Annotated in this window: 14 protein-coding genes; 7 read left to right on the top strand and 7 right to left on the bottom strand. The window is 59.6% G+C overall.

Annotated elements, in window-relative coordinates; translation table 11 throughout:
* Positions 1 to 26 precede the first annotated feature (26 nt).
* Positions 27 to 755 carry a tRNA (guanosine(37)-N1)-methyltransferase TrmD gene (trmD, locus tag KTAU_RS15720; RefSeq protein WP_151729280.1) on the bottom strand — a complete coding sequence of 243 codons (729 nt, stop codon included), beginning with the start codon at positions 753 to 755 and terminating at the stop codon, positions 27 to 29.
* Positions 756 to 901: 146 nt separating this feature from the next.
* Here trmD and KTAU_RS15715 point away from each other — a divergent pair, with 146 nt between their 5' ends.
* From KTAU_RS15715 to KTAU_RS15685, 7 genes are all read left to right on the top strand, one after another.
* Positions 902 to 2,554 carry a sensor histidine kinase gene (locus KTAU_RS15715; RefSeq protein ID WP_151729279.1) on the top strand — a complete coding sequence of 551 codons (1,653 nt, stop codon included), beginning with the start codon at positions 902 to 904 and terminating at the stop codon, positions 2,552 to 2,554.
* Positions 2,555 to 2,556: 2 nt separating this feature from the next.
* Positions 2,557 to 3,276, top strand: a complete 720-nt coding sequence (locus KTAU_RS15710; protein ID WP_069804796.1) for a response regulator transcription factor — start codon at positions 2,557 to 2,559, stop codon at positions 3,274 to 3,276.
* A 6-nt stretch (positions 3,277 to 3,282) separates the two neighbouring features.
* Entirely contained in the window at positions 3,283 to 5,292 is a 2,010-nt protein-coding gene (locus KTAU_RS15705) for a M6 family metallopeptidase (RefSeq protein WP_151729278.1), read from the top strand.
* A gap of 185 nt (positions 5,293 to 5,477) precedes the next feature.
* A complete protein-coding gene (locus tag KTAU_RS15700) occupies positions 5,478 to 6,467 on the top strand; it encodes a uroporphyrinogen decarboxylase family protein (protein WP_170293339.1) in 990 nt (329 codons plus the stop codon).
* A gap of 218 nt (positions 6,468 to 6,685) precedes the next feature.
* Positions 6,686 to 7,315, top strand: a complete 630-nt coding sequence (locus tag KTAU_RS15695; RefSeq protein WP_170293338.1) for an NUDIX hydrolase — start codon at positions 6,686 to 6,688, stop codon at positions 7,313 to 7,315.
* Between the two features lie 4 nt (positions 7,316 to 7,319).
* The gene (locus KTAU_RS15690) at positions 7,320 to 7,685 is read left to right on the top strand and encodes a hypothetical protein (RefSeq protein ID WP_151729275.1); all 366 of its coding nucleotides are present in this window, start codon (positions 7,320 to 7,322) and stop codon (positions 7,683 to 7,685) included.
* Positions 7,675 to 8,328: an MEDS domain-containing protein gene (locus KTAU_RS15685; RefSeq protein ID WP_151729274.1), complete on the top strand. Its 654-nt coding sequence runs from the start codon at positions 7,675 to 7,677 to the stop codon at positions 8,326 to 8,328. Before KTAU_RS15690 ends, KTAU_RS15685 begins: the two co-directional genes overlap by 11 nt.
* Positions 8,329 to 8,580: 252 nt before the next feature.
* Here the strand turns inward: KTAU_RS15685 and KTAU_RS15680 are convergent, their stop codons facing one another.
* The 6 genes from KTAU_RS15680 to KTAU_RS15655 all read right to left on the bottom strand — a co-directional run bounded on the left by KTAU_RS15680 (position 8,581) and on the right by KTAU_RS15655 (position 20,087).
* The gene (locus tag KTAU_RS15680; protein ID WP_151729273.1) at positions 8,581 to 9,573 is read right to left on the bottom strand and encodes an AIM24 family protein; all 993 of its coding nucleotides are present in this window, start codon (positions 9,571 to 9,573) and stop codon (positions 8,581 to 8,583) included.
* Between the two features lie 1,165 nt (positions 9,574 to 10,738).
* The gene (locus KTAU_RS15675; protein WP_112430557.1) at positions 10,739 to 11,119 is read right to left on the bottom strand and encodes a hypothetical protein; all 381 of its coding nucleotides are present in this window, start codon (positions 11,117 to 11,119) and stop codon (positions 10,739 to 10,741) included.
* Between the two features lie 79 nt (positions 11,120 to 11,198).
* The gene (coaBC, locus tag KTAU_RS15670; RefSeq protein ID WP_151729272.1) at positions 11,199 to 12,587 is read right to left on the bottom strand and encodes a bifunctional phosphopantothenoylcysteine decarboxylase/phosphopantothenate--cysteine ligase CoaBC; all 1,389 of its coding nucleotides are present in this window, start codon (positions 12,585 to 12,587) and stop codon (positions 11,199 to 11,201) included.
* Positions 12,588 to 12,843: 256 nt separating this feature from the next.
* Positions 12,844 to 15,993 carry an FHA domain-containing protein gene (locus KTAU_RS15665; RefSeq protein ID WP_151729271.1) on the bottom strand — a complete coding sequence of 1,050 codons (3,150 nt, stop codon included), beginning with the start codon at positions 15,991 to 15,993 and terminating at the stop codon, positions 12,844 to 12,846.
* Between the two features lie 442 nt (positions 15,994 to 16,435).
* Positions 16,436 to 17,761, bottom strand: a complete 1,326-nt coding sequence (gene ilvA, locus KTAU_RS15660) for a threonine ammonia-lyase (protein ID WP_112430551.1) — start codon at positions 17,759 to 17,761, stop codon at positions 16,436 to 16,438.
* 475 nt (positions 17,762 to 18,236) lie between these two features.
* Positions 18,237 to 20,087: an AAA ATPase domain-containing protein gene (locus tag KTAU_RS15655; protein WP_151729270.1), complete on the bottom strand. Its 1,851-nt coding sequence runs from the start codon at positions 20,085 to 20,087 to the stop codon at positions 18,237 to 18,239.
* Positions 20,088 to 20,089: the final 2 nt, after the last annotated feature.

Raw genomic sequence — 20,089 nt, 5'->3', positions numbered from 1 at the left:
CCGGTGCTGAGCTGGCCAGGCGCAACTCACCAGCCTTCAGCTTCTAGCTCCTTAAGGAGCTTCTGATCTTCTTTGCTGCTCAGATCAAGCCTGGCAAAAAGATCAGGACGCCGGCGCTTCGTGCGTCTCAGGGCCTCCTTCCGTCGCCAGCGCGCGATTTGGGCGTGGTTGCCGGAGAGCAAGATCTCGGGGACCCGCCAGCCGCGGAACTCAGGCGGACGGGTGTATTGAGGATATTCCAGCAGATTGTCGCTGTGCGACTCTTCATGCGTTGAGGCATCGTCGCCCAGAACACCGGGAATAAGGCGGGCCACAGCATCCACCACTACCATGGCCGGCAGCTCGCCACCGGTGAGCACATAATCGCCAATCGAGAGTTCATCGGTAGCCAGATGCTCAGCTACGCGTTCGTCCACCCCCTCATAGTGGCCGCAGATCAGAGAAAGGCGCGGCTCGCGAGCCAGCTCGCGCGCAATCTGTTGGTTGAACAGGCGGCCCTGGGGTGTAAGCAGAATGATAGGCCCGCCCTGATAGACGGCCTCGACCGCGGCGAAAATCGGCTCGGGTTTCATGACCATGCCAACGCCGCCACCATAGGGATAATCGTCGACAACGTGATGCTTATCGGTCGTAAAATCCCGAATGTTGTGCAAGGCTATCGAGAGCAGACCACGCTCGCGTGCACGCTTGAGGATGCTTTCAGAAAACGGCCCCTCAAACATGGCCGGGAAGAGCGTGAAGATGTCGATGTGCATCTCTGTCCTACCTGAAGGCTTTGTGTTAAAATAGCACTGACACCGAACGTTGACAATCCCCGGCAGGGAGCTGCGCCAACCTGCCCCTGCCGGCCCCGCTCTGTACCCAGATACATGCCTTGTCTCTGTCTTTGTCGGAGCCTGCCATGTCCCGATCCCTGACGCAGCACTTCAAGGACTTGCATGGCCAACTTGTGATTCTTATCGGGAGCGCTATTCGCCTCCTGGGTGGGGAGGCCGGCCTCTTCGTAGTGGCCAACGAAGCCTTTGATCCCCAGAGCAGCGAAGAATATACCGTCTATCAGATCAATGAGGCAGCGGTGGGAAGCCTGCTGGAGCACATCCAACGCGGCTCGTTGCCCACACCAGCCCGACCGTTTGTAGTTGAGCGCCTGCCCTCCTCGCTGCTGGATGAGCTGGACCTCTTTGCCGATTTCATTGGCCCTGACACTGACCCCGAGAGCGTCACCTCCCAGGCCCGTAGCGGCCAGCGCCTCGACAGCTCCAACCCTGGCCAACGCCGCCAGACCCAGGAGTATGAGCGCTGCTCGCTGATTCTCCATGACCAGAGCGGCCTGGTGGGAATGCTGCACTACCTCCGCCCCACCGAAAGCAGCTCTTGCCTGGAGAACGATGAGATCCGCTTCGCGCTCTTCCGCGCCCAACTGGCCGCCAGTATGCGCTTCGCTCTCAAGGCGCAATCGCTGGTACGCGAGCAGGAGCGCCTGGCCGCTATTTTCCAGTACAGCACCGATGGCATCCTCACCGTCGACCATGCCTTCCGCATCATCGATTTCAATCCGGCGATGGAGCGCCTGACAGGATGGCGTGAAAGCGAGGTGCTGGGCCGCTTTTATTATGATGTGCTGCGCCCCAAGGATCGGCAAGGGAACGATCTGGGACTGGAGAACTCACCCATTCTCCAAGCCTTTGCCGGTAAGCCCGTGGTCAATCGCGAGATCCAGATCACCGCACGCGATGGCCAGCGCTTCAGCGTGAGCGTCTCGGCCTCCTGCGTCCACTCGGCGCGCGGCGAGCCGATGAACGGTATCCTGACCGTGCGCGACATCACCCGCGAGCGCGAGCAAGAAGAGCAGCGCTCAATGTTCATCTCGGTCATTTCCCATGAGCTGCAGACGCCGATTGCCATCATCAAGGGCTACGCCTCAACGCTGGCCCGTGCCGACGCTAGTTTTGATCGCGAGACACTGCGCGCGCGCCTCCTCGCGATCGAAGAGGAGGCCGATCGTCTCAATAAGTTGGTCGGGAATCTTCTCTACGCCTCGCGCATCGAAGCTGGTGGCCTGCATATGGAGATCGCTCCCCTGGATCTAGAGCCCCTGATTCAGGGCGTCGTGCGACGCTTCCAGGCCAGAAGTCCCGATCTCGACATCAAGGTGCAGCTCCCGCCCAACCTGCCGCTGGTTATGGCCGACCGCGACCGCATCGAGGAGGTACTGGAGAATCTGCTGGACAACGCGCTTAAATATTCACCTCGGCAGCGCACGGTCACGGTGAGCTGCTCCACTGTGGGCGATGAGGTGATCGTGAGCGTCAGCGATCAGGGCATGGGCATCTCCCTGCGCGATCAGGAGCGGCTTTTCCAGCGCTTTCAGCGCATCAATCACCCGTCGACGTCTGGACGCCCGGGCGCCGGCCTCGGCCTCTATATCTGCCGCGCTATCATTGAGGCTCACGGAGGAAGGATCTGGGTAGAAAGTGCGCTCCATCAAGGCTCGACATTCTCGTTCAGCCTGCCTCGCAAGGAGAAGGCGCAACTGCCTATGGTGGTGTTTTAAATATGGAGAAGGAAAATTTCGATCATCGTGATATCACCATTCTCATTGTTGACGATGAGCCACGTATCCGCGATCTTGTGCGTATGAATCTAGAGTTAGAGCACTATCACGTGTTGGAGGCAAGTAGTGGAGAGGAGGCCCTGGAGCAACTGCGCGAAAACCTGCCTGACCTCATTGTTCTTGATGTCATGATGCCAGACATGGATGGCTTTGAGACTCTGCGCCAGATCCGCGAGGTCTCGACCGTTCCGGTGATCATGCTGACAGTGCGCCAGGACGAACACGACCGCATCCGCGGCCTGGACCTGGGAGCCGATGACTATATCGCCAAGCCCTTCAGTCCACGCGAGCTGCTCTCGCGCATCCGGGCCTTGTTGCGCCGTGCATTCATGCCGCCGCCGGCGCGCAAGACCGAAATTGTTGTCGACAAGGACCTCAAGATCGACTTTGCCAGGCGCGAGGTGATTGTCCGTGGCCAGAAGGTCACCCTGCGTCCTACCGAATACCGTCTGCTCTACCATCTCGTCAACAACGCCGGGCGCCTTCTCACCCATGAGACGCTGCTCTCCAAAGTCTGGGGGCGTGAATACCGAGACGAGGCTCACTATCTTCGGCTTTACATTACCTATCTGCGGCAGAAGATCGAGAAAGACCCTGCTCACCCCCAATACATCTTGACGGAGCGGGGCGTCGGCTATCGCTTCAAGGAACTGGAGGGCTAAGCGACCATGTGCAAACGGGTTCGGGGTAGTCTCTTGCTTCTTCGCGAATGGCTGGGCTTACTGACTCTGCTACTTACGCTAGCGGTTACAGCGAGCGCCTGTGTTCCCTTTGGCAATGCCGCCGCAGTCAAGACACCGGCGTCCGGCGACGTCACCGTCGGTCTGAAGCCGTCGCCGACGCCCCAGAACCTGTCAGCGCTCCTGCAAGCCGAGCACTTGCTTACAACGGCAGCTCACCCGCCGCGTGATCTCTACAGCCTGGCGCAGCGTCTCAAGCTGCACAGCCCGCAGCCACTGTCGCAGCACGGGCGCAGCACACCGCTCAACGCGCACCTTGGCCAGGAAGACCAGTTCTGGCTTCTCAATCTGGACACGCACCGCTATCAACGCATTCGGGCCCGGCTGCTCTACCTCACTCCTCATGTGTACATGTACGTCGAGGACGACCAAAGCGCCAGTCTGACAGCCCTTAAAAGTTCCGCCGACCTCTTCGAAGAGCGCATCTATCCCAGCGAGCACGCCATCTTTGGCAGCGAGTGGCAGCCAGGCATCGACGATGATGTGCACCTGACCATCCTGAACGCCGCGGGCCTGGGCAACGGTGTCGGCGGCTACTTTTCATCCGCCGACGAGTACCCAACGGCCATCAATCCCTACAGCAATGAGCGCGAGATGATCTACATCGACCTCGATACCATGCTGCCGGGGACAGCTGATTACAACAGTACCCTGGCCCACGAATTTCAGCACATGATTCACTGGCATCTCCATCCCAGCGATCCAGCGTGGATCAATGAAGGAATGTCCTTGCTGGCTCAACACATCAACGGCTTCCCCGTAGACGGCGCCGACGGCGCTTTTCTCTCTCATCCCAATACGCAACTCACCGACTGGAGCGACGATATGCCAGCGGTCTTAGACCACTATGGAGCAGCCTACCTCTTCCTGGCCTACTTCGCCGAGCACTATGGTGGCTACCCCATTCTCAAAGAGCTGCTGAGCGACCCCGCTGATCCTCCCCTCAGCTTTGACCATGTCCTCGCCCGTCATGGTTATAAGGACCGTTTCGATGACGTAGTAAATAAGTGGTATCTCGCCAATGTCGTTCAGGACTATAGCATCGACAAGGGAGACTACGGCTATGCCACCATCCAGGTCGGAACCCCCGTGCCGTCGCAGCAAGTCAGCAGCTATCCCTTTACCATGCTCAACAGCATTCATCAGTACGCAGCAGAGTACTACACCTTCGAGCCGGCAGGGCAGACAGGCACCCTGACCCTGACCTTTAACGGCACACCCACAACTCCCATTATCGCGAACACGCCCTACCATTCACACTATGAGTGGTGGGGCAATCGATATGATAATATGGATAGTACCCTGACTCGCTCCTTCGACCTGAGCACACTCAAAGGCAAGCACGTCACCCTGCAATTTGCCGCCTGGTTTGATCTGGAACGTGACTACGATTATGCCTTTGTAGAAGCCTCGACCGACGGCATCAACTGGACAACGTTGCCCGGACGCTACACAACGGCCAGTAACCCCAATGGGGGAAACTGGGGTTACGGCTACACCGGAACCAGCGGCGGAAGCAGTCCACAATGGGTCGAGGAGCAGGTCGACCTGACCCCCTACGCCGGCCAGCGTATCCAGTTGCGCTTTGAGGAGGTCACCGATGATGCGGTTAATCGCCAGGGCTTTGCCCTAGCCTGGATACGTATCCCAGAGCTGCACTTCGAGGATAACCTGGTCAATGACAACGGCTGGGTCAGCCACGGCTTTATCCGCTCGGCAAACGTTCTACCGGAACACTATAGTGTGCAGGCCCTGGTCTATGAGGGCCAGGACTTCAGCGTTCGCCGTTTCCCAGTTGACCTAGCCAGTGGTCAGGCCAGTGTGACCATCCCGGACTTTGGCAGGAAGGTCAGCCGGGTCGTTCTGGTCATCTCCGCCTGGGCAGTTGCCACTTCGCTCCCAGTCCGCTATCAGCTGACGGCCCGGCTGGGGCTATAAGCCAGCAGCGTGGCCGCTGCGCAGCCCTGTGGTTATGGCCCGTGCACCGCACTACGACTCGCTCGGCAGTGAATGGAACGCATGGGTAGCGTACAAGCCGCTGCGCTGCCTATCCAGAACTGTCTGTCTGTAGGCATGGTTTATATCCAAGTTAGTGATCTTGTCTAGAGGGGATGGGAAAGACCTTGAATAAGAAGGAACGTGTTGACGCCGCCTTGCGCGGTAAGCCGGTCGATCGTGTACCGGTGAGTATGTGGGGGCATGACTACGAGCGCGAATGGAACGTGCAGACATTTGTGGAGGCGATGATTGAGAACTTCACGCGCTACGACTGGGACTTCCTGAAGGTGAATCCGCGTGCCTCCTACCACGTCGAAGGCTGGAAGGTCCGCGTGCGTCCCTCTGGCGACAAATACAAGCCGCCGGTCTTCGAGGATACTCCTATCAAAAGTACCGCAGACTGGAAGCGGCTGCGTCCGCTGGAGCCGACGCAGGGAGCCTTAGCTGAGCAGCTGCGTGCCTTGCAGCTCATTAAATACCATCTCGGGAACGATGCCTACTTTGTACAGACGATTTTCTGCCCACTGGGCGTGGCCAAGTATCTGGCCGGCAACAGCACCGAGGCGGTATTGCATAGCATGCGTGAAGATCGCAAGGCCCTTCATACCGGCCTGCGGACTATCCTGGAAACCTTTACCACCTTTGCCATCGCTTGTATGGAAGAGGGCGCCAGTGGCATCTTCTACGCCACCAATGGTTGGGCTCGTGAGGGTTTACTCACCCAGGACCAGTACCGCGAGTTTGGTGAGCAGTATGATCTGGAATTCCTGGATGCCATCAAGGGACGCAGCAAGTTTACGATTCTACACAACTGTGGCCCTCGCATCTACTTTGACCTGCTGGCGAACTACCCCGTCCACGCGATTAGCTGGGCCGCCACCCTGGAGGGGAATCCCGACCTGCGTGAGGGGAAACGCCGCTCGGGTAAAGCAGTGATGGGCGGCATCAGTGAAAAGACTGTCCTGCGCACCGGTACCCCCGATCAAGTGCAAGAGGAGGTACAACACGCTCTGGAGCTGACCAACGGCGAGCACTTTATCCTGGCTCCAGGCTGCGCTGTTCCCCCCGATGTACCTTCCGGAAATTTGGAGGCTGTCCGACGGATGCTGTCTTGACACATGTCAAGGCATTCGCTATACTGCCACGATAAGGAGCGGCGCAACCTGTTCCCTTTACAGGAAGAGGTTTCGCGCTGCGTCAATGCTCTGGCAGGTATCAGTACGCGGCGCGACTCTCTCAGGTCGCGCCCAATTCTTTTGTTGCTGGCTAGCTGGCCAGGATGCGCACGCGACAGTCAGCAGCAGTATTCGCAGTAAGGAGGAGTGGGGCGAAGTTGCGATGGCATAGAGAGGAAACAGCTCGGGGCTGGGACCGCTATCAGCACCATCGTACGCTGCGCGCGTACTCAGCCGGAGGCGTGGTCTTCCGCCTGGTTCCTGCACCAGCCCCGCTAGCTCAAAGGCAGCAGCAGCTACAGCAGCAACAACAGCACTACGCCAGACAGCGATCCGTTCAGGGGAAAGCGGTACGCAATTTCAGGGGGCTGGTTGGGAGCGAAGGCATGAGTATTGAAGTGGCCCTCGTTGGTCGTAGCCACCCGGGGATCTGGGTCCTGCCGAAAGGGACGCCGCACGCCGGCGAGACGATCGAGCAGGTAGCTTTGCGCGAAGTGCAGGAGGAGACGGGCCTGCAAGTGCGCCTGATCGCCTACATCGGCACGATCTCGTATCGCTTTGTGCGCGACCATATCCGCTATCATAAGCAGGTACGTCATTTCCTGCTAGAGGCCATTGGTGGCGATATCACGCTGCACGATCACGAGTACGACCGGGTGGGCTGGTTCTCCCTGGGTGAGGCCTGCCGTCTCCTGACGTACCAGAACGAGGTCAATATTCTCTACCAGGCGGAGGCTATTCTGCAACGCTGGCTACAACAGCGGCACCGGCAGGAAGGATCTTGTTAGCCCTATGCAACAGCAACAAGAGCACGTGCGCTATTCCCTGTTTCGGCGGATCTTCTTCCCCTACAGCGGCGGAGAGGCGCTGACGATCAAACAGAGCCTGCGCATCATCATCGCCTGGGCACTGGTTGTCCCCGTGTCCATGACGCTGCTGACGCTCGTCCTGTCCCTGCTCCTCGGTTTCTCTCCGCAGCATATCGTTCTACTGGTACTCATTACGTTCTTATCAGGTGTGATGGTCTTCGGCCTCTTAAGCCTGGTCGTCATCGCCACGAATAATCGAGCCGCACAGCTTCGCCAGGAGCGGCAGGCTCGTTTAAGTCAGAGACGCCAGACAGCAGAAGAAGGCCGTGGAGGTAGGTATGGATCTTAGTGTTGAGGGCAAATCTGAGCGCATTCCTCCCGGCTCGCACATTTGCCAGCTCTACCGCAAAGTGTCGGAGATTCCTGGTGTGACGGCGCGCCTCCTCCGAGTCGGTCTGACGGCCTCGGAAAAGTGCCTCTTCGCCGCCGCGCCCGCCCAGGTTCAGGAGCTGCGAGAGGAATTAGCCAGTCTGAACATCGATGTCAATGCCGCGCTCGCCAGCGGACAACTGGTCTTGCATGAGGAGCGGGAGAGCTTCCTCGCCAATGGCTCCCGCTTTGATCCCTATTTCCTGCTCTCCTCTCACCAGACTTTTATCGCCCAGGCGCTGCGCGAAGGCTGGAAGGCTGTACGCATCTCAATTGACATGAGCTGGCTCACCAGCGACGCGGCGACCCCGGAGCAGATCCTCAAGTATGAAGCAGCCTCTGACGCCGTTTTCACTTTCCAGAATGCGCCCATTATCGCCCTGATGCACTATGACCATAACAAGCTGATGCCCGGCCTGGTGGCCGAGCTGCTCAAGCTGCATCCTATCTCCGTGGTCGGGAAATATATCAAACGCAACCCCTACTATCTGAACTCGGAGCAATACATGCTCAAGGTACTGCGCATGAGCCGCGATAAGGACCAGGGACGAGCAAGCTCCTAGTTCTGAAGGTGCCACAGACGCTCAAGAGAGGAGATAACACAGAAGCAGAGAGATCGGCAGGAGGCTGCTCTGAGGCAGACGAGACAAGAAAGGGGGAGCCGGGCCAGGGAAGAAGGCCTTCAGCAGTGATCGGAAGAGATAGCAGCAGCCGGCATTGCTCCGCCCATCTATCCTTCCCCGCCCGGCTTGCTGGTGCGCAGCTCCCTGGCCCGACTCTCGCGCCGCGCACTTCAGTCAGGCAGCCCGGTCAGTTTAGCTGAAGAGGCTGCCCAGACCGCCAAAGTTGCTGGTGCCTCCAGCCTGGGGAGATCCCTCATACTGCGGTGGATGGTATGTCATGGACTGAATTCCCACCCGGCCCGGACCAATGAAGCGATTGAGCGTGATCGAGGCACCCGCCACAAACCCGCCAATGGCCCCTAGAATGCCCCCGCCGCGCTGCGAGCCAGCCACGGTCGTCACGGTCATCTGGACCGAAGGATCTTTCCAAAGCCAGGCTCCCGGCTCGATATCCAGCGCCTCACCTGGTGCGAGCATCTTCTCGAAGACATTGCCGTATCCGTGAAGCAACAAGATACCTTCACTACCAATAGCAGTAAAACGATCGATAAAGAACCCTGTACGACTAAACAGGATATTGGAGATCCCCTGAACAAAGGTAAAGTCGTACTCAATATTGCCGGTAGCGACCAGAAACTGATGCTCGCGCACCTCGACGGTTTGACCAGGCTGGAGGCGGAGCGCCACAATCTGGCCCACTGAGTCCCGCGAGAAGGCAATATTGCCTGGTCCATAAGCCTCAGTCAGGAAAATCTGCAGGCCGGCAAAGAAGCGACGGGCCGCCCCTTTGAGAGACTTGAAGCCAATTTGAACACCAGGATGCTTCCAGAGCAGAATATGGTGCTCGAAGTAGACGGGCATCTGGCTGCCGAGCATGATATCAACGACCGGAACCAGCTCGCCCTCAATGGAAATGCTCATGTCGGCTACTTGAAGGGGGCCGCGCGGGTTGTGCAACTCGGCTCGTGGTACAGCATTGCCAAAGGGGCTGCTGCCATACTCCTCGTACTGATTAGGAGGCACAAATCCCCCTTGAGGAGCACTATAGGGATCACCTGGTGCACCCGGCGGTACAGGGGAGCCGGGCGGTGCGGGCGTTCTTCCCGCCGGCTGTAGCGGCATTCCACAGGTACCGCAGAAACGGACCCCATCGGCGACTTGACTTTGACAACGGGGACAGATCATCACCAAATCCTCCCTGGTGGTAGGTTCAAAGAGGTCAGGCGAGAGATAACACGAGCCAGCTTAGCCCCGCGCAGGGGAGGGAGCACATTGCTCGTTCCTGCCCGGCCTCTCACAATTCACAAAGAGCATCGCAGCACAGCCGTCGCTGTCCTGCTCCCTTGCTTTCTCTCAGATTCGGGCCCTGGCTATACGCCTTCTGCCACACGCCTCTCTGTTAAGGTATCAGTAGCAGACCAGGCATCAGGCAAGGTATCAGCTCAGCCGACAGGCAGATAGGCAGAGAGACAAGCGAGCTGATCACTGACAGCAGGCTACTCACACACGGCTGGTCCTTTTCTTCGATAGCGCCCTCTCCCACTGTACCCACTCTCAGAGCAGTGTCACAGTAAACAAGTCCAGGAAGGCAGAGGACACCCCGAATCCACAAAATGGCATGCTCTCCTCTGAGAAATATAAACGCAAGAAAAGCCGTGGACTCAAGAACGCATTACCGGGCCGGGCCTGTGTGCCAGATGATAACATATCTATCCACCCAGCGCAGTTCTTCCCACCAGGCATAGAGTGAAGGGGGACCGAGTCAGGAGCAAGAAGGGGAGGCCAAGAAGAAGAACGAGAGGAGGAGGTGGAGGAGGAGAGATCGCACCAGCTTCATGGGTAACAGATCCCTCCTTTCTCCAGCTTGGCCTGCCATCAGAGCAGAGCCGAGTCAGAGTCGCACACAATGCCAGAGCATAGCAGGAAGCGGCGAGGTCAGGGCCAGCTCTGTCCAGCCTGGAGCCTGGCGTTGTTAGCGGCGCAAGCGTAAGAGGCGCAAACTGAGTCAGCGCCCACAAAACAAAGGCAAAGAGACCCTCAACCGCGGGCCAACGCGACGCGGGACCGAATAGACAACTGATCTACAGGACCACGAGAAGCCGCTGAGGGTCTCCGCCAGCGACCGCCTCTTCAACAGCGACCATCGGCGCGGCACACAGATGCAAGCCAGAGCAGGAAACAGTCCGCCTACCTGGCATGCGGACAGGCAGCGCGCGGCGTGCTTTCTTCTGACCGTCAACCACAGCTCACGAGCGCAGCGCCAGGTTCTTGTCAGAGTCTCACCGACGGTCAGCCAGCCAGCCAGTCAGCCAACTGACCAGGACAGTCAAGCTGGATAGAACCGGGCGAGCTAGAGAACGAAGCTATCAGCAAGCGGGCTGCGATTGTTCCCATTCTCCCGCTTCTCGTTCAGATTCACCGATTGCTGGCTACCAGTTTGGCGCATAGGCTGAGAGGGGTAACTGGCATTCTGAGCTGCACTCGGCGTCACAGGAGTGCTTTGGAGATTCTGCAAACTTTGCAGAGCGGCCTGAGACTGAGCCATTGGCTGATCAGTAGCCAGCTGAATTGTCTTTCCCTCGATCACCACGGCGATCCCGATGCCGCGGCGCAGATCGGCGAGCTGGCGGCGCAGCTCGCGGTTCTCGGCCTCCAGGGCCTCCATCAATTTCTTCTGCTCCAGCAGCAGCTGAGCGATGCCTTCGAAACCAGCACTAGCACTGCGTTCCATAGCGGACTCCTCCTGCGTACTCCGTGTACCCAACAATTCTAAGAGCAAAGCACCCATCACAAAGCCACGTCCTCCCAACTTAGTTCGTCCCTAGCAAAGGGACGATCCGATCCCAGATGGCAGCCGCGACCTCCTCCTTCGGCATGACTGGCAGCTCCTCCAAGCCGCCATCGGCGTGGAAGATATAGACCTTATTGGTATCGGAGCCGAAGCCACTATCGGGGCGAGTCACATCGTTGGCGACCAGGAGATCCAGGCTCTTCTGCGCCAGCTTCTGCCGGGCGTAGGAGAGCACGTCATGGGTCTCGGCGGCAAAGCCAACGCGGATCAGGCGGCGTGGGCGAGCAGGCGTTTCCGACGAGCGCGAGGGTGACGACCCAGACACCTCTGCCAGCGGGGCTGGCGCCGAGCGGGCCGCAGCAGCAGTATCCGTCTGTGCGGCAGAGAGGTGTGTGAGTTCCTGCAAGATATCGGGATTGCGCACCAGGCGCAGCGTCAGCACCTCCTCGGCCTCAGCCTGGGCATCAGCGCGCGCGCCCTCATCGGCCCTAAGCTCCTCCTTCTTGATCTTGCGCGGCGCTGGGGCAGCGGGACGGAAATCGGCCACTGCCGCATTCATCACCAATACATCGGCGGTTGCTACGGCCTGGCGGACAGCCTCCAGCATCTGGAGGGTTGTCTCCACCTCCACAAACTCCGCTCCATAGGGAGGAGTCAGCGCCGTTGGGGCGGAGATCAGCCGCACCTGAGCGCCGCGGGCCAGGGCCTCAGCGGCCAGAGCAAAGCCCATCTTCCCGGAAGAGCGATTCCCCAGGAAGCGGACCGGATCGACTGGCTCGCGGGTGCCGCCGGCAGTAACAACGACGCGCCGACCCGCCAGGTCGCCAGTACGGCCCAGCAGCCAGCGCACAGCCCCCAGCAGAACGGGCGTCTCTGGCAGTCGCCCGGGGCCGATCGCCCCGGAAGCCAGATGCCCCACCTCTGGTGGGACCACATGGGCTCCGCGCTCACGCAGCAGGGCTAGATTCGCCTGCGTCGCCGGATGCTCATACATCTCAGCATCCATCGCCGGAGCCAGCAAGAGCGGGGCCCGTGTGGCCAGGGCCACCGCCGTCAGCAAATTATCGGCGATTCCGTGAGCCAGTTTGGCAATCGTATTGGCCGTGGCCGGCACCACCGCCAGCAGCTCGGCAGCGCGCGCCAGCTCAATGTGCAACTCGGCGGCATGTTCTGCCGCCTGCCACAGATCGCTATAGACGGGCCGATGACTCAGAGCGGCGAACGTCAGCGGACGTACAAACTCTTCAGCGCGCTCCGTCATGATCACATCAACGAGCGCACCCGCCTGCTGCAACTTACTCACCAGATCAGCAGCCTTATAGCAGGCGATTCCTCCGCAAATGCCGACGATAATACGCCTGTTAAGTAACACTTTCCCTGTTGCCCGTCCGCTCGCTCGCTCACTCATTGTTCCCAGAACTGGCCCGGGTGTACCCGGATAAGAACATTGTTACAATAACATAAGGTGAAAAGTGCGATCAAGCAAGATGCCAAGAAGTACCATGCGCCCCTCTTCGCCTTTATGCCCGATATCCTGCCGTCGTTTCTCGCTGTTCCTTGCTATTCCTTCGCTCTCCGATCTGGTAGATGAGGAGAGCGAAGGGCGCCTCGCGTCATCTGGCGCGGGCTTTATGACGGTGGCGAATCAGTTGCCGCCCGATCAGCTAGCGCCGCACATCCTTGCGTCTCAGGAAGTAGGCGATCAGCAGGGCAAGAATGACGCTCATCAGCGCCAGGACAAACCAGGTCAAGAGCAAATGGAAGACTGCCTCAGCCTGGCTATGACCGTCGTAGGTCGGGAAGAGCGTCCCATGATAGGAGAAACCGTCGGCCCCCAACTTATCGCCATGCAGCCCGATCGAGGAGCCGAGAGCTGCCATCGCCCAGCGAGCGGCAAAGAAGGCCCCCAGAAATTGCAAGAGTGGTCCCTGAAGGGAGAAGATGATTCCCGAGAAAATGACCTGGGGAATGAGCACAATTGGGACGAAGCTCATCGCCCGGTCATTATTGGGGGCAATAGCCGAGATGGTCAGTCCCAGCATGAGGCCTGCCAGCGAGGTAAGGGCCATAGTAATGTAGATCTCCAGTCCGACAGGCAGGAAGATCCCCTGATGGAAGGGAGCCTTCAGATCGACCATCACCACCAGCACCAGGCTCTGTAGCAGACAGAGCAGGCCCAGCACGGCGATCTTGGAGAACATATAGGGGATGATGCCCAGGTTTACTGCCCGCTCGCGCCGATAGATGGGTGCCTCTTTGACGATCTCGCGCGCCCCATTGATGCAGCCGAACATGACAGCGGCAAAAGCCATGATGAAGAGGATCTTCTGCGCATCGCCGCCCGAGCCAGGAGTAATATAGTAGTTCAGCGCCTGGTCCTCGGTCAGCCCTTTTTGGGCGAGTAGTGCCTGACCCTGGGGCGTCTGCAAAGCATTCACGACGTTCTGACAGTCATATTTGTTGCCATTAGGCACCGTGATCGGAATAGCAGGCAGGCCCGACGGCGGCGGATTCGTCTGGCAATTGGCGATGCTGCTCGAATCAAAAGTGCCGTGCCCGGCCAGGAAGAAGAGGATCAGGCCGATCACTGGCGCCTGTAGGAGCAGAATGAGCAGGTTCCCAACGTCGTTCTTGAGCAATTCCAGGTAACGGAAGGAGAGCAGCCAGAACTGCCGCCAGGGATTGCCGCGCTTCGGCGGTTTGACAGCGGCAGTCTGAGTAACCGGCTGATTAAGGCGGCTCGCCGGGCCCGTGCTCAGCGGCATGGCCACATACTTCTGATAATCGGCTGACTGCTTAAAGCGCTCTGCCGCCTGCTGGGGCACGTTGGGATTTTCGTCGGTTGGTTCCAGGAGGCTGTAGATTTCCGCGAAGTCGCTGCGCCCAAAAAACTGTTTGGCCTCCTCGGGTGGCCCAAAGTAGGCCAGATAGCCGCCTGGGGCCAGAAAACAGATATAGTCACAGACATTGATATTGGTCGTCGCATGTGTCACCAGAATAATGGTGTGGCCCTTATCAGCCAGGCGACGCAGCAGCAGCATCATCTTGCGGTCCAGCCCGGGATCAAGCCCCGAGGTCGGCTCATCCAGGAAGAAGACGCTGGGATTCGCCAGCAGCTCCATAGCGATCGAGACGCGCTTGCGCTGGCCGCCGGAGAGCTTGCTCACCAGGAGATGGCGTCGGTGAGTCATCTCGACGTCTTCCAGCACCTCTTCGATGCGCTTCTGAATCTGCTCGTGAGTGAAATCTTCAGGCAGGCGCAATTTGGCGGCGTAGTAGAGCACACGCTCCACCGTCAGGTCACGATGGACAATGTCATCCTGGGGAACATAGCCCAGCTGCGTACTGAAGGCGGCCAGGTTCTTGTAGTAGTCCTGCCCGTTGTAGAGGACCAGCCCCTCTTCGGCTGGTCGCAACCCGTTAAGAGCATCCATCAGCGTCGATTTGCCGGCCCCCGAGCCGCCGACCACGGCGACAAATTTGCGCGGCGGAATCACCAGTGAGATGTCCTGCAGTAGCAGCATGTGATGTGTGCCGTAGCGCTTCAGATGCAGAGCATCAATGCGAATGCTGCGGCTCTCGTCGTGCTGCGTCAGTTCCGTACCGGTATAGACCAGTTTAAAGGGGCCGATGCGAATCTCGTCGCCGGGCATCAGGAGGCGCTGACCCACGCGCTGCCCGTTGACATAGACATGGTTGGTACTGCCAAGATCGACGATACGATAACTGCCGTCGGCAAGGCGCTCCAGACGAGCATGATGGCCCGAGACCTGGGGATGGCTGAGCACCAGCATGTTATCGCGATGGCGCCCGATCGTGATGACAGGCGCACCCAGGGGGACCGGATGGATCTCGGGCAGCATCTCCTGTACCTGGCCGCTGCCATCGTTGTAGGCCAGGGTGACCAGGGTACCATGCTCGTCACCAATGCGGAAAATATCACCTCGCTCTAGCGGCTTGCGAAACTGCTCGTCGCCGCGAATCCGTTGGCCACGATAGAGCAGGCCGTTGAGCGTTCGCCCGCGCGCCGGATGCGGATGGACAATATAGGGCTGGTTGCCGTCAAAGACGATCTGGGCATGGAAGGCCGAGATGATCGGCTCCGGAATGACAATATCGTTGGAGGGATCACGTCCAATGTTGATGACCGGCTTATTGAGTGGATAGACCCGCTTTTCCTGCCGTACGTTGCTGCTGATCTCCAGCGACGGCACGCCCTGGGCCTGGGGAGCCCCTGCACTCGCACTTGCCATCGCTGCCAGCTGAGCCTTGAAGAGTTCAGAATCAACACGCTCAGTTCCCTCTTCACCTGTCACCGGTACCGCTCCGGCAGGCACTGCGCCCGGCCCTGAGACTGGAATGGGCGTCGGCGCCACCACTGGCTGCGGCTGCGGCTGTGGCTGCCTGACCTCCCCAGCGACTGCTCTTCCCCCGCTGGCAACCGGCGAGACTCTCTCAGCACTTCCACCACTGCCACTGCTACCTCCCGCTTGCCCTGCCGTTAGTAGCAAGAGAAAGGTAGTTCCTGGCCCAAGCCCAATAGTGTCTCGATCATGTATGGTCTCCCGCTGCACCTGTCGCTGGTTGACGGTCAGCGTATTTTGAGGACTTAGCTTCTCGATGATCCAGGTCCCGTTCTCGCAGAGCAAACGAGCATGCTGGCGCGAAACCGTCGGGTCGGAAATCACGATATCATTGCTCGGTTCGCGTCCAAGGGTAGTGACCGTTTTGGCGATTTGCACCGTCGTGCCCGCCAAGGGGCCTGTCAGAAAACGCAGGGTGGCCAGGCCCGGCGAACTGTTGACAGCATCCATGATCTTTCTCCCCGGCTCCTTCTCTTAACTACTTGATCTCGCTGCAGTCTCTTGCTCATTTCTGGATGAACACTCGCCAGCCATTATAGCGGAGCAGACAAAGCATAGCAATTGGCTCCTCCATTAAGGGACTTCTCCTGGAATAGAGCCGGAAACTAGGACGAGAAGGATAAAGGTAGTGAACAAGACCACCCACGCCTTTGCCAGGTCCCTCACGATTGCTGCGCCAACGCTCCGCAGCCGACTTCCACCGATGGCCAGAATGCCCCTCCGACCACATTCATTCACAGGATTGAACGCGGCGCTCAGGGCATTCTGGAGGAGAATCTGCGCAGCGATGAGGAGAGGATGCCCAGCTACGACCAGCTCCAGAACAGTCGCCGATGCTGGCCTGGCCCAGGGACCAGCGATCAAACGGCAGCGCCACACGCACACGCCTGGCTCAATCCAGCGACTGCGCCTCTTCCACCACGTAGCCAGCAGCCCGCAGACGCTCTAGCAGCTGCTCACACTGCGCCCGATCGCGCGTCTCTAGCGTCAGCGTCTCTTCGCGCTGCATGATCGGAAGATGGCTTGATATGCGCTGATGGCGCACGTCGATCACATTGATGCGCATATCGGCGATGATACCCAGGAAGCGCATCAACTCGCCTGGACGATCTTCCAGACGGGTATGGATCACAAAATAGCGACCGGCGGCGGCCAGGCCATGCTCGATGAAGCGGCCCACGAGGTTGATGTCGATATTACCGCCCGTAAGAGGAACCAGCACCTTTTTGCCCGGCAGTTTGACGGTGCCACTCAGCAGAGCTGCCACGCCGGCAGCACCCGCTCCCTCGACCAGCATCTTGCAGCGCTCCATGAGGAAGAGGACCGCGCTGATAATCGCCTCATCGTCAACCAGGACCACGTCGTCGACCAAGCGCTGGATGACCGAGAAGGTCAGCTCGCCGGGCCGCTTGACCGCGATACCATCGGCCACCGTTGTAATGGCCGGCAGCTCCAGCGGCTTGCCCGCATCAAGCGAGCTGCGGCAGCTAGGGGCGCCCGCGGCCTGCACGCCGATAATCGTAATATTGGGACGCAAAGCGCGAGCAGCGATGGCAATGCCAGCAATCAAGCCCCCGCCGCCGATGGGGACCAGGATGGCATCGGCATCGGGGAGATCGCTGAGCATCTCCAGGCCAAGCGTTCCCTGACCGGCGATGATATCGGGGTCATCAAAGGCATGGATAAAGGTAGCCCCCGTCTGCTCCCGCAGCTCCAGGCAGCGCTGATAAGCATCATCGTAAGTAAAGCCATGCAGCACCACCTCGGCCCCATAGCCTTGGGTCGCCATCACCTTGGCCAGGGGGGCGGTCTCTGGCATCACAATCGTACAGGGGATCTTATGCTGGGCCGCGGCAATGGCCACGCCCTGAGCATGGTTGCCGGCAGAGGCCGCAATCACGCCGCGTTGATAATCCTGCTCGCTCAGACGTGAGAGCTTAAAGCTCGCCCCACGCACCTTAAACGAGCCAGAGCGCTGCATATTCTCGGCCTTCAAATAGACCTCGGCCCCGGTCATCTCCCGGAGCGTGCGCGAGGGGGTTAACGGAGTATGGTGCAGCAACGGTTTCAGGAGCTTATAGGCCTCCCAGATATCGGCGATCGTCACGGGGAGAGCTGTAGAGGACGACAGGACAGCAGCAGGAGTGGCCGAAGGCGTTCCTCCCCTATCTGCGGGCTCGCCGGTACCGGTGGCATGATCATCGTTCACAACACGCATAGGTAGCGCAGTTCCTTTCACAGAATGTTGGACCTGACCACAGCACTGTGGCTGGTTCCTTCCTTCTCTCCCTGGCCTCTCTCCTCTCTCGACCTTACCTCTGCCCTCAGCGCGGCGTTGCGCTGGAGCGCGAGCGACTGATCTTCTCCCTCACAAGCACGAGCCAACCGCAGCCTCGCCAGATTGACCGGTCTGCCTGCTTCCTATCAGCTGTTGACGGGTCAGGCTCGCCTGCCACTCATTTCTCCTCCTCCGAATTGGGGCTATTATAGCGCAGCGCTAGCGTGAAGCGCAAGAGGATAAGGGGAGAGAGGCGAGTCTGCCTCAAGGCCCGACGGCAGCCAGACAGAGTGCGGCGCGGCAGAGGGCCACTCATCGCCTTTTCACCAGGCTCCAGCCAGCATTGCGAGCGAGCCAGCGAATAAGCGAGACGAGTGGACCCGTGCCGCGCCGTGCTATAGCGTTGCGTTATCCCTTAACTGCGGAAGATCTTCACGCGCCGATTAGGCTCCTTGCCCCGACTACGCGAGAACAGATTATAGCGGCTGGCGAGCTGATGCTGTAGCCGGCGCACATAGGCATTAGCGGGGGCCAGTTCGGCGGCTGTCAGCCCATTGTTCAAGAGGCGATGAATAGCGTCCTCTGCCTCCAGGAGAGCGCGCCGAGTCTCCTCATCCTGAGCCAGTCCTGCTAGCGAGCCAGACGAGCCGGAGCCGCCCTCGTCATCCTCTTCCTCGGGGAGGGCGAAGATGCGCGCCAGGGCATGCTGCATTTGGGCCACCGTATTATTCTTCAGAATAATAATCGTCTTCTGATCATCGGCGGCTTGTTGCAAGCGCTCGGGCTGACGGCGATAGTAATTCTTGAGCGTGATAACGGCATTGGCCTCATTCTCATTCTTCGTAATGATCACAGGCACCCCGAGCTGGCGGGCAGCCTGTTCCAGGCGATCGCGATTGACCCCGAAGGGATAGATGCGGATCGGCTGGGGAGGAGAGGGAGCGACGGCTTGTTGAGCCTCCTCCTCGGTTGCCAGAACCTCCTCCGAGGTCAAAGCTGGCGCGGTATTGCTCAGGGTCACCAGGCCGGAGGGCGAGCGGCGCAGGTTGGCCGCCAGGCCGCTGGGGGCGAGCGCTGGCAGTAGCGACTGCCCGTTGCGGCGCAAAGGATCAGCCGTGGCGACGTCGCGCCAGGTCGCCTGACCGATTTGGCGCAGATTGTTCCAGCCGCCCGCCGAGCGTTCGAAAGGGAGGTAGCCCCCCTGGCGTCCGGCGAACGAGCCGGAGCCGCCGCCCCAGGCCGGCAGCTCCATGCCGCCGATCGTCACGCGGCGCACTGAAACCCGTCCTGTCTCCTCATCGCGTGTCCGCACTTCGGCAATCACCGGCTGGCCACGCAAGAGATTGTCCACCGTCTCCGCCACATCGCGATGAACGATCAGCTCCTGCCAGCTTTGCTGCTCCACGACCACATCGAAGGTTGGCGGAGCCTTACGCTCCAGGATGCTCTTCTGCGTATGGCGGCGGCGAGCCTCCTCATCACCGAGCGTCACCGTCTGGATACCACCCACCAGGTCGGAGAGCGTCGGATTGACCAGCAAGTTACTCAACGAATTGCCGTGCGCCGTGGCAATCAGCTGGACGCCACGCTCTGCAATCGTTCGCGCCGCCTGCGCTTCCAGCTCCGTACCAATTTCATCGATCACGATCACCTGGGGCATATGGTTTTCCACAGCCTCGATCATGACCGCATGCTGCATCGAGGTATGAGCCACCTGCATCCGTCGCGCGCGCCCAATGCCGGGATGAGGGATATCGCCATCGCCGGCAATCTCGTTGGAGGTATCGACCACCACCACTCGCTTATTGGCCTCATCGGCCAGCACGCGAGCGATCTCGCGCAGCAGCGTCGTTTTGCCTACGCCCGGGCGACCAAGGATCAGAATCGACTGGCCCTGCTCGACGATATCGCGGATCAGGGCAATGCTGCCTAACACCGCGCGGCCAATGCGGCAGGTCAGGCCGACTACACGCCCCTTCCGATTGCGCAAGGCACTGATGCGGTGGAGCGTGCGCTCGATGCCAGCGCGGTTATCATCGCCGAACTCGCCGATGCGTTCGACTACGTATTCGAGATCGGCATAGGTGATAGGCTGGTCGCTCAGGATCACCTCTCCATCCGGGAAGCGGGCCTCGGGCAAACGCCCCAGGTCCATTACGATCTCTAGCAGCTCACCGCGGTTCTCCAGGCGGTCGACCGCTTCGTGGATGCTGGGAGGAAGAGCCTCCAGCAGAGCCTCCAGATCGTCAGTGATCGCATTGTGCATAG

Origin of the sequence: Thermogemmatispora aurantia (genome assembly GCF_008974285.1) — a bacterium.
Taxonomy (GTDB): Bacteria; Chloroflexota; Ktedonobacteria; order Ktedonobacterales; family Ktedonobacteraceae; genus Thermogemmatispora; species Thermogemmatispora aurantia.
The sequence above is the reverse complement of the archived record's forward strand: the minus strand, read 5'-3'. Positions and strand labels throughout refer to the sequence as shown.

Coding starts and splice junctions, on each gene's coding strand:
- KTAU_RS15705 (WP_151729278.1), top strand. CDS start 3,283: ATGTGCAAACGGGTTCGGGGTAGTCTCTTGCTTCTTCGCGAATGGCTG.
- KTAU_RS15655 (WP_151729270.1), bottom strand. CDS start 20,087: ATGCACAATGCGATCACTGACGATCTGGAGGCTCTGCTGGAGGCTCTT.
- KTAU_RS15665 (WP_151729271.1), bottom strand. CDS start 15,993: ATGGATGCTGTCAACAGTTCGCCGGGCCTGGCCACCCTGCGTTTTCTG.
- KTAU_RS15690 (WP_151729275.1), top strand. CDS start 7,320: ATGCAACAGCAACAAGAGCACGTGCGCTATTCCCTGTTTCGGCGGATC.
- ilvA (WP_112430551.1), bottom strand. CDS start 17,761: ATGCGTGTTGTGAACGATGATCATGCCACCGGTACCGGCGAGCCCGCA.
- KTAU_RS15685 (WP_151729274.1), top strand. CDS start 7,675: ATGGATCTTAGTGTTGAGGGCAAATCTGAGCGCATTCCTCCCGGCTCG.
- KTAU_RS15710 (WP_069804796.1), top strand. CDS start 2,557: ATGGAGAAGGAAAATTTCGATCATCGTGATATCACCATTCTCATTGTT.
- KTAU_RS15675 (WP_112430557.1), bottom strand. CDS start 11,119: ATGGAACGCAGTGCTAGTGCTGGTTTCGAAGGCATCGCTCAGCTGCTG.
- coaBC (WP_151729272.1), bottom strand. CDS start 12,587: ATGAGTGAGCGAGCGAGCGGACGGGCAACAGGGAAAGTGTTACTTAAC.
- KTAU_RS15680 (WP_151729273.1), bottom strand. CDS start 9,573: ATGATCTGTCCCCGTTGTCAAAGTCAAGTCGCCGATGGGGTCCGTTTC.
- KTAU_RS15715 (WP_151729279.1), top strand. CDS start 902: ATGTCCCGATCCCTGACGCAGCACTTCAAGGACTTGCATGGCCAACTT.
- trmD (WP_151729280.1), bottom strand. CDS start 755: ATGCACATCGACATCTTCACGCTCTTCCCGGCCATGTTTGAGGGGCCG.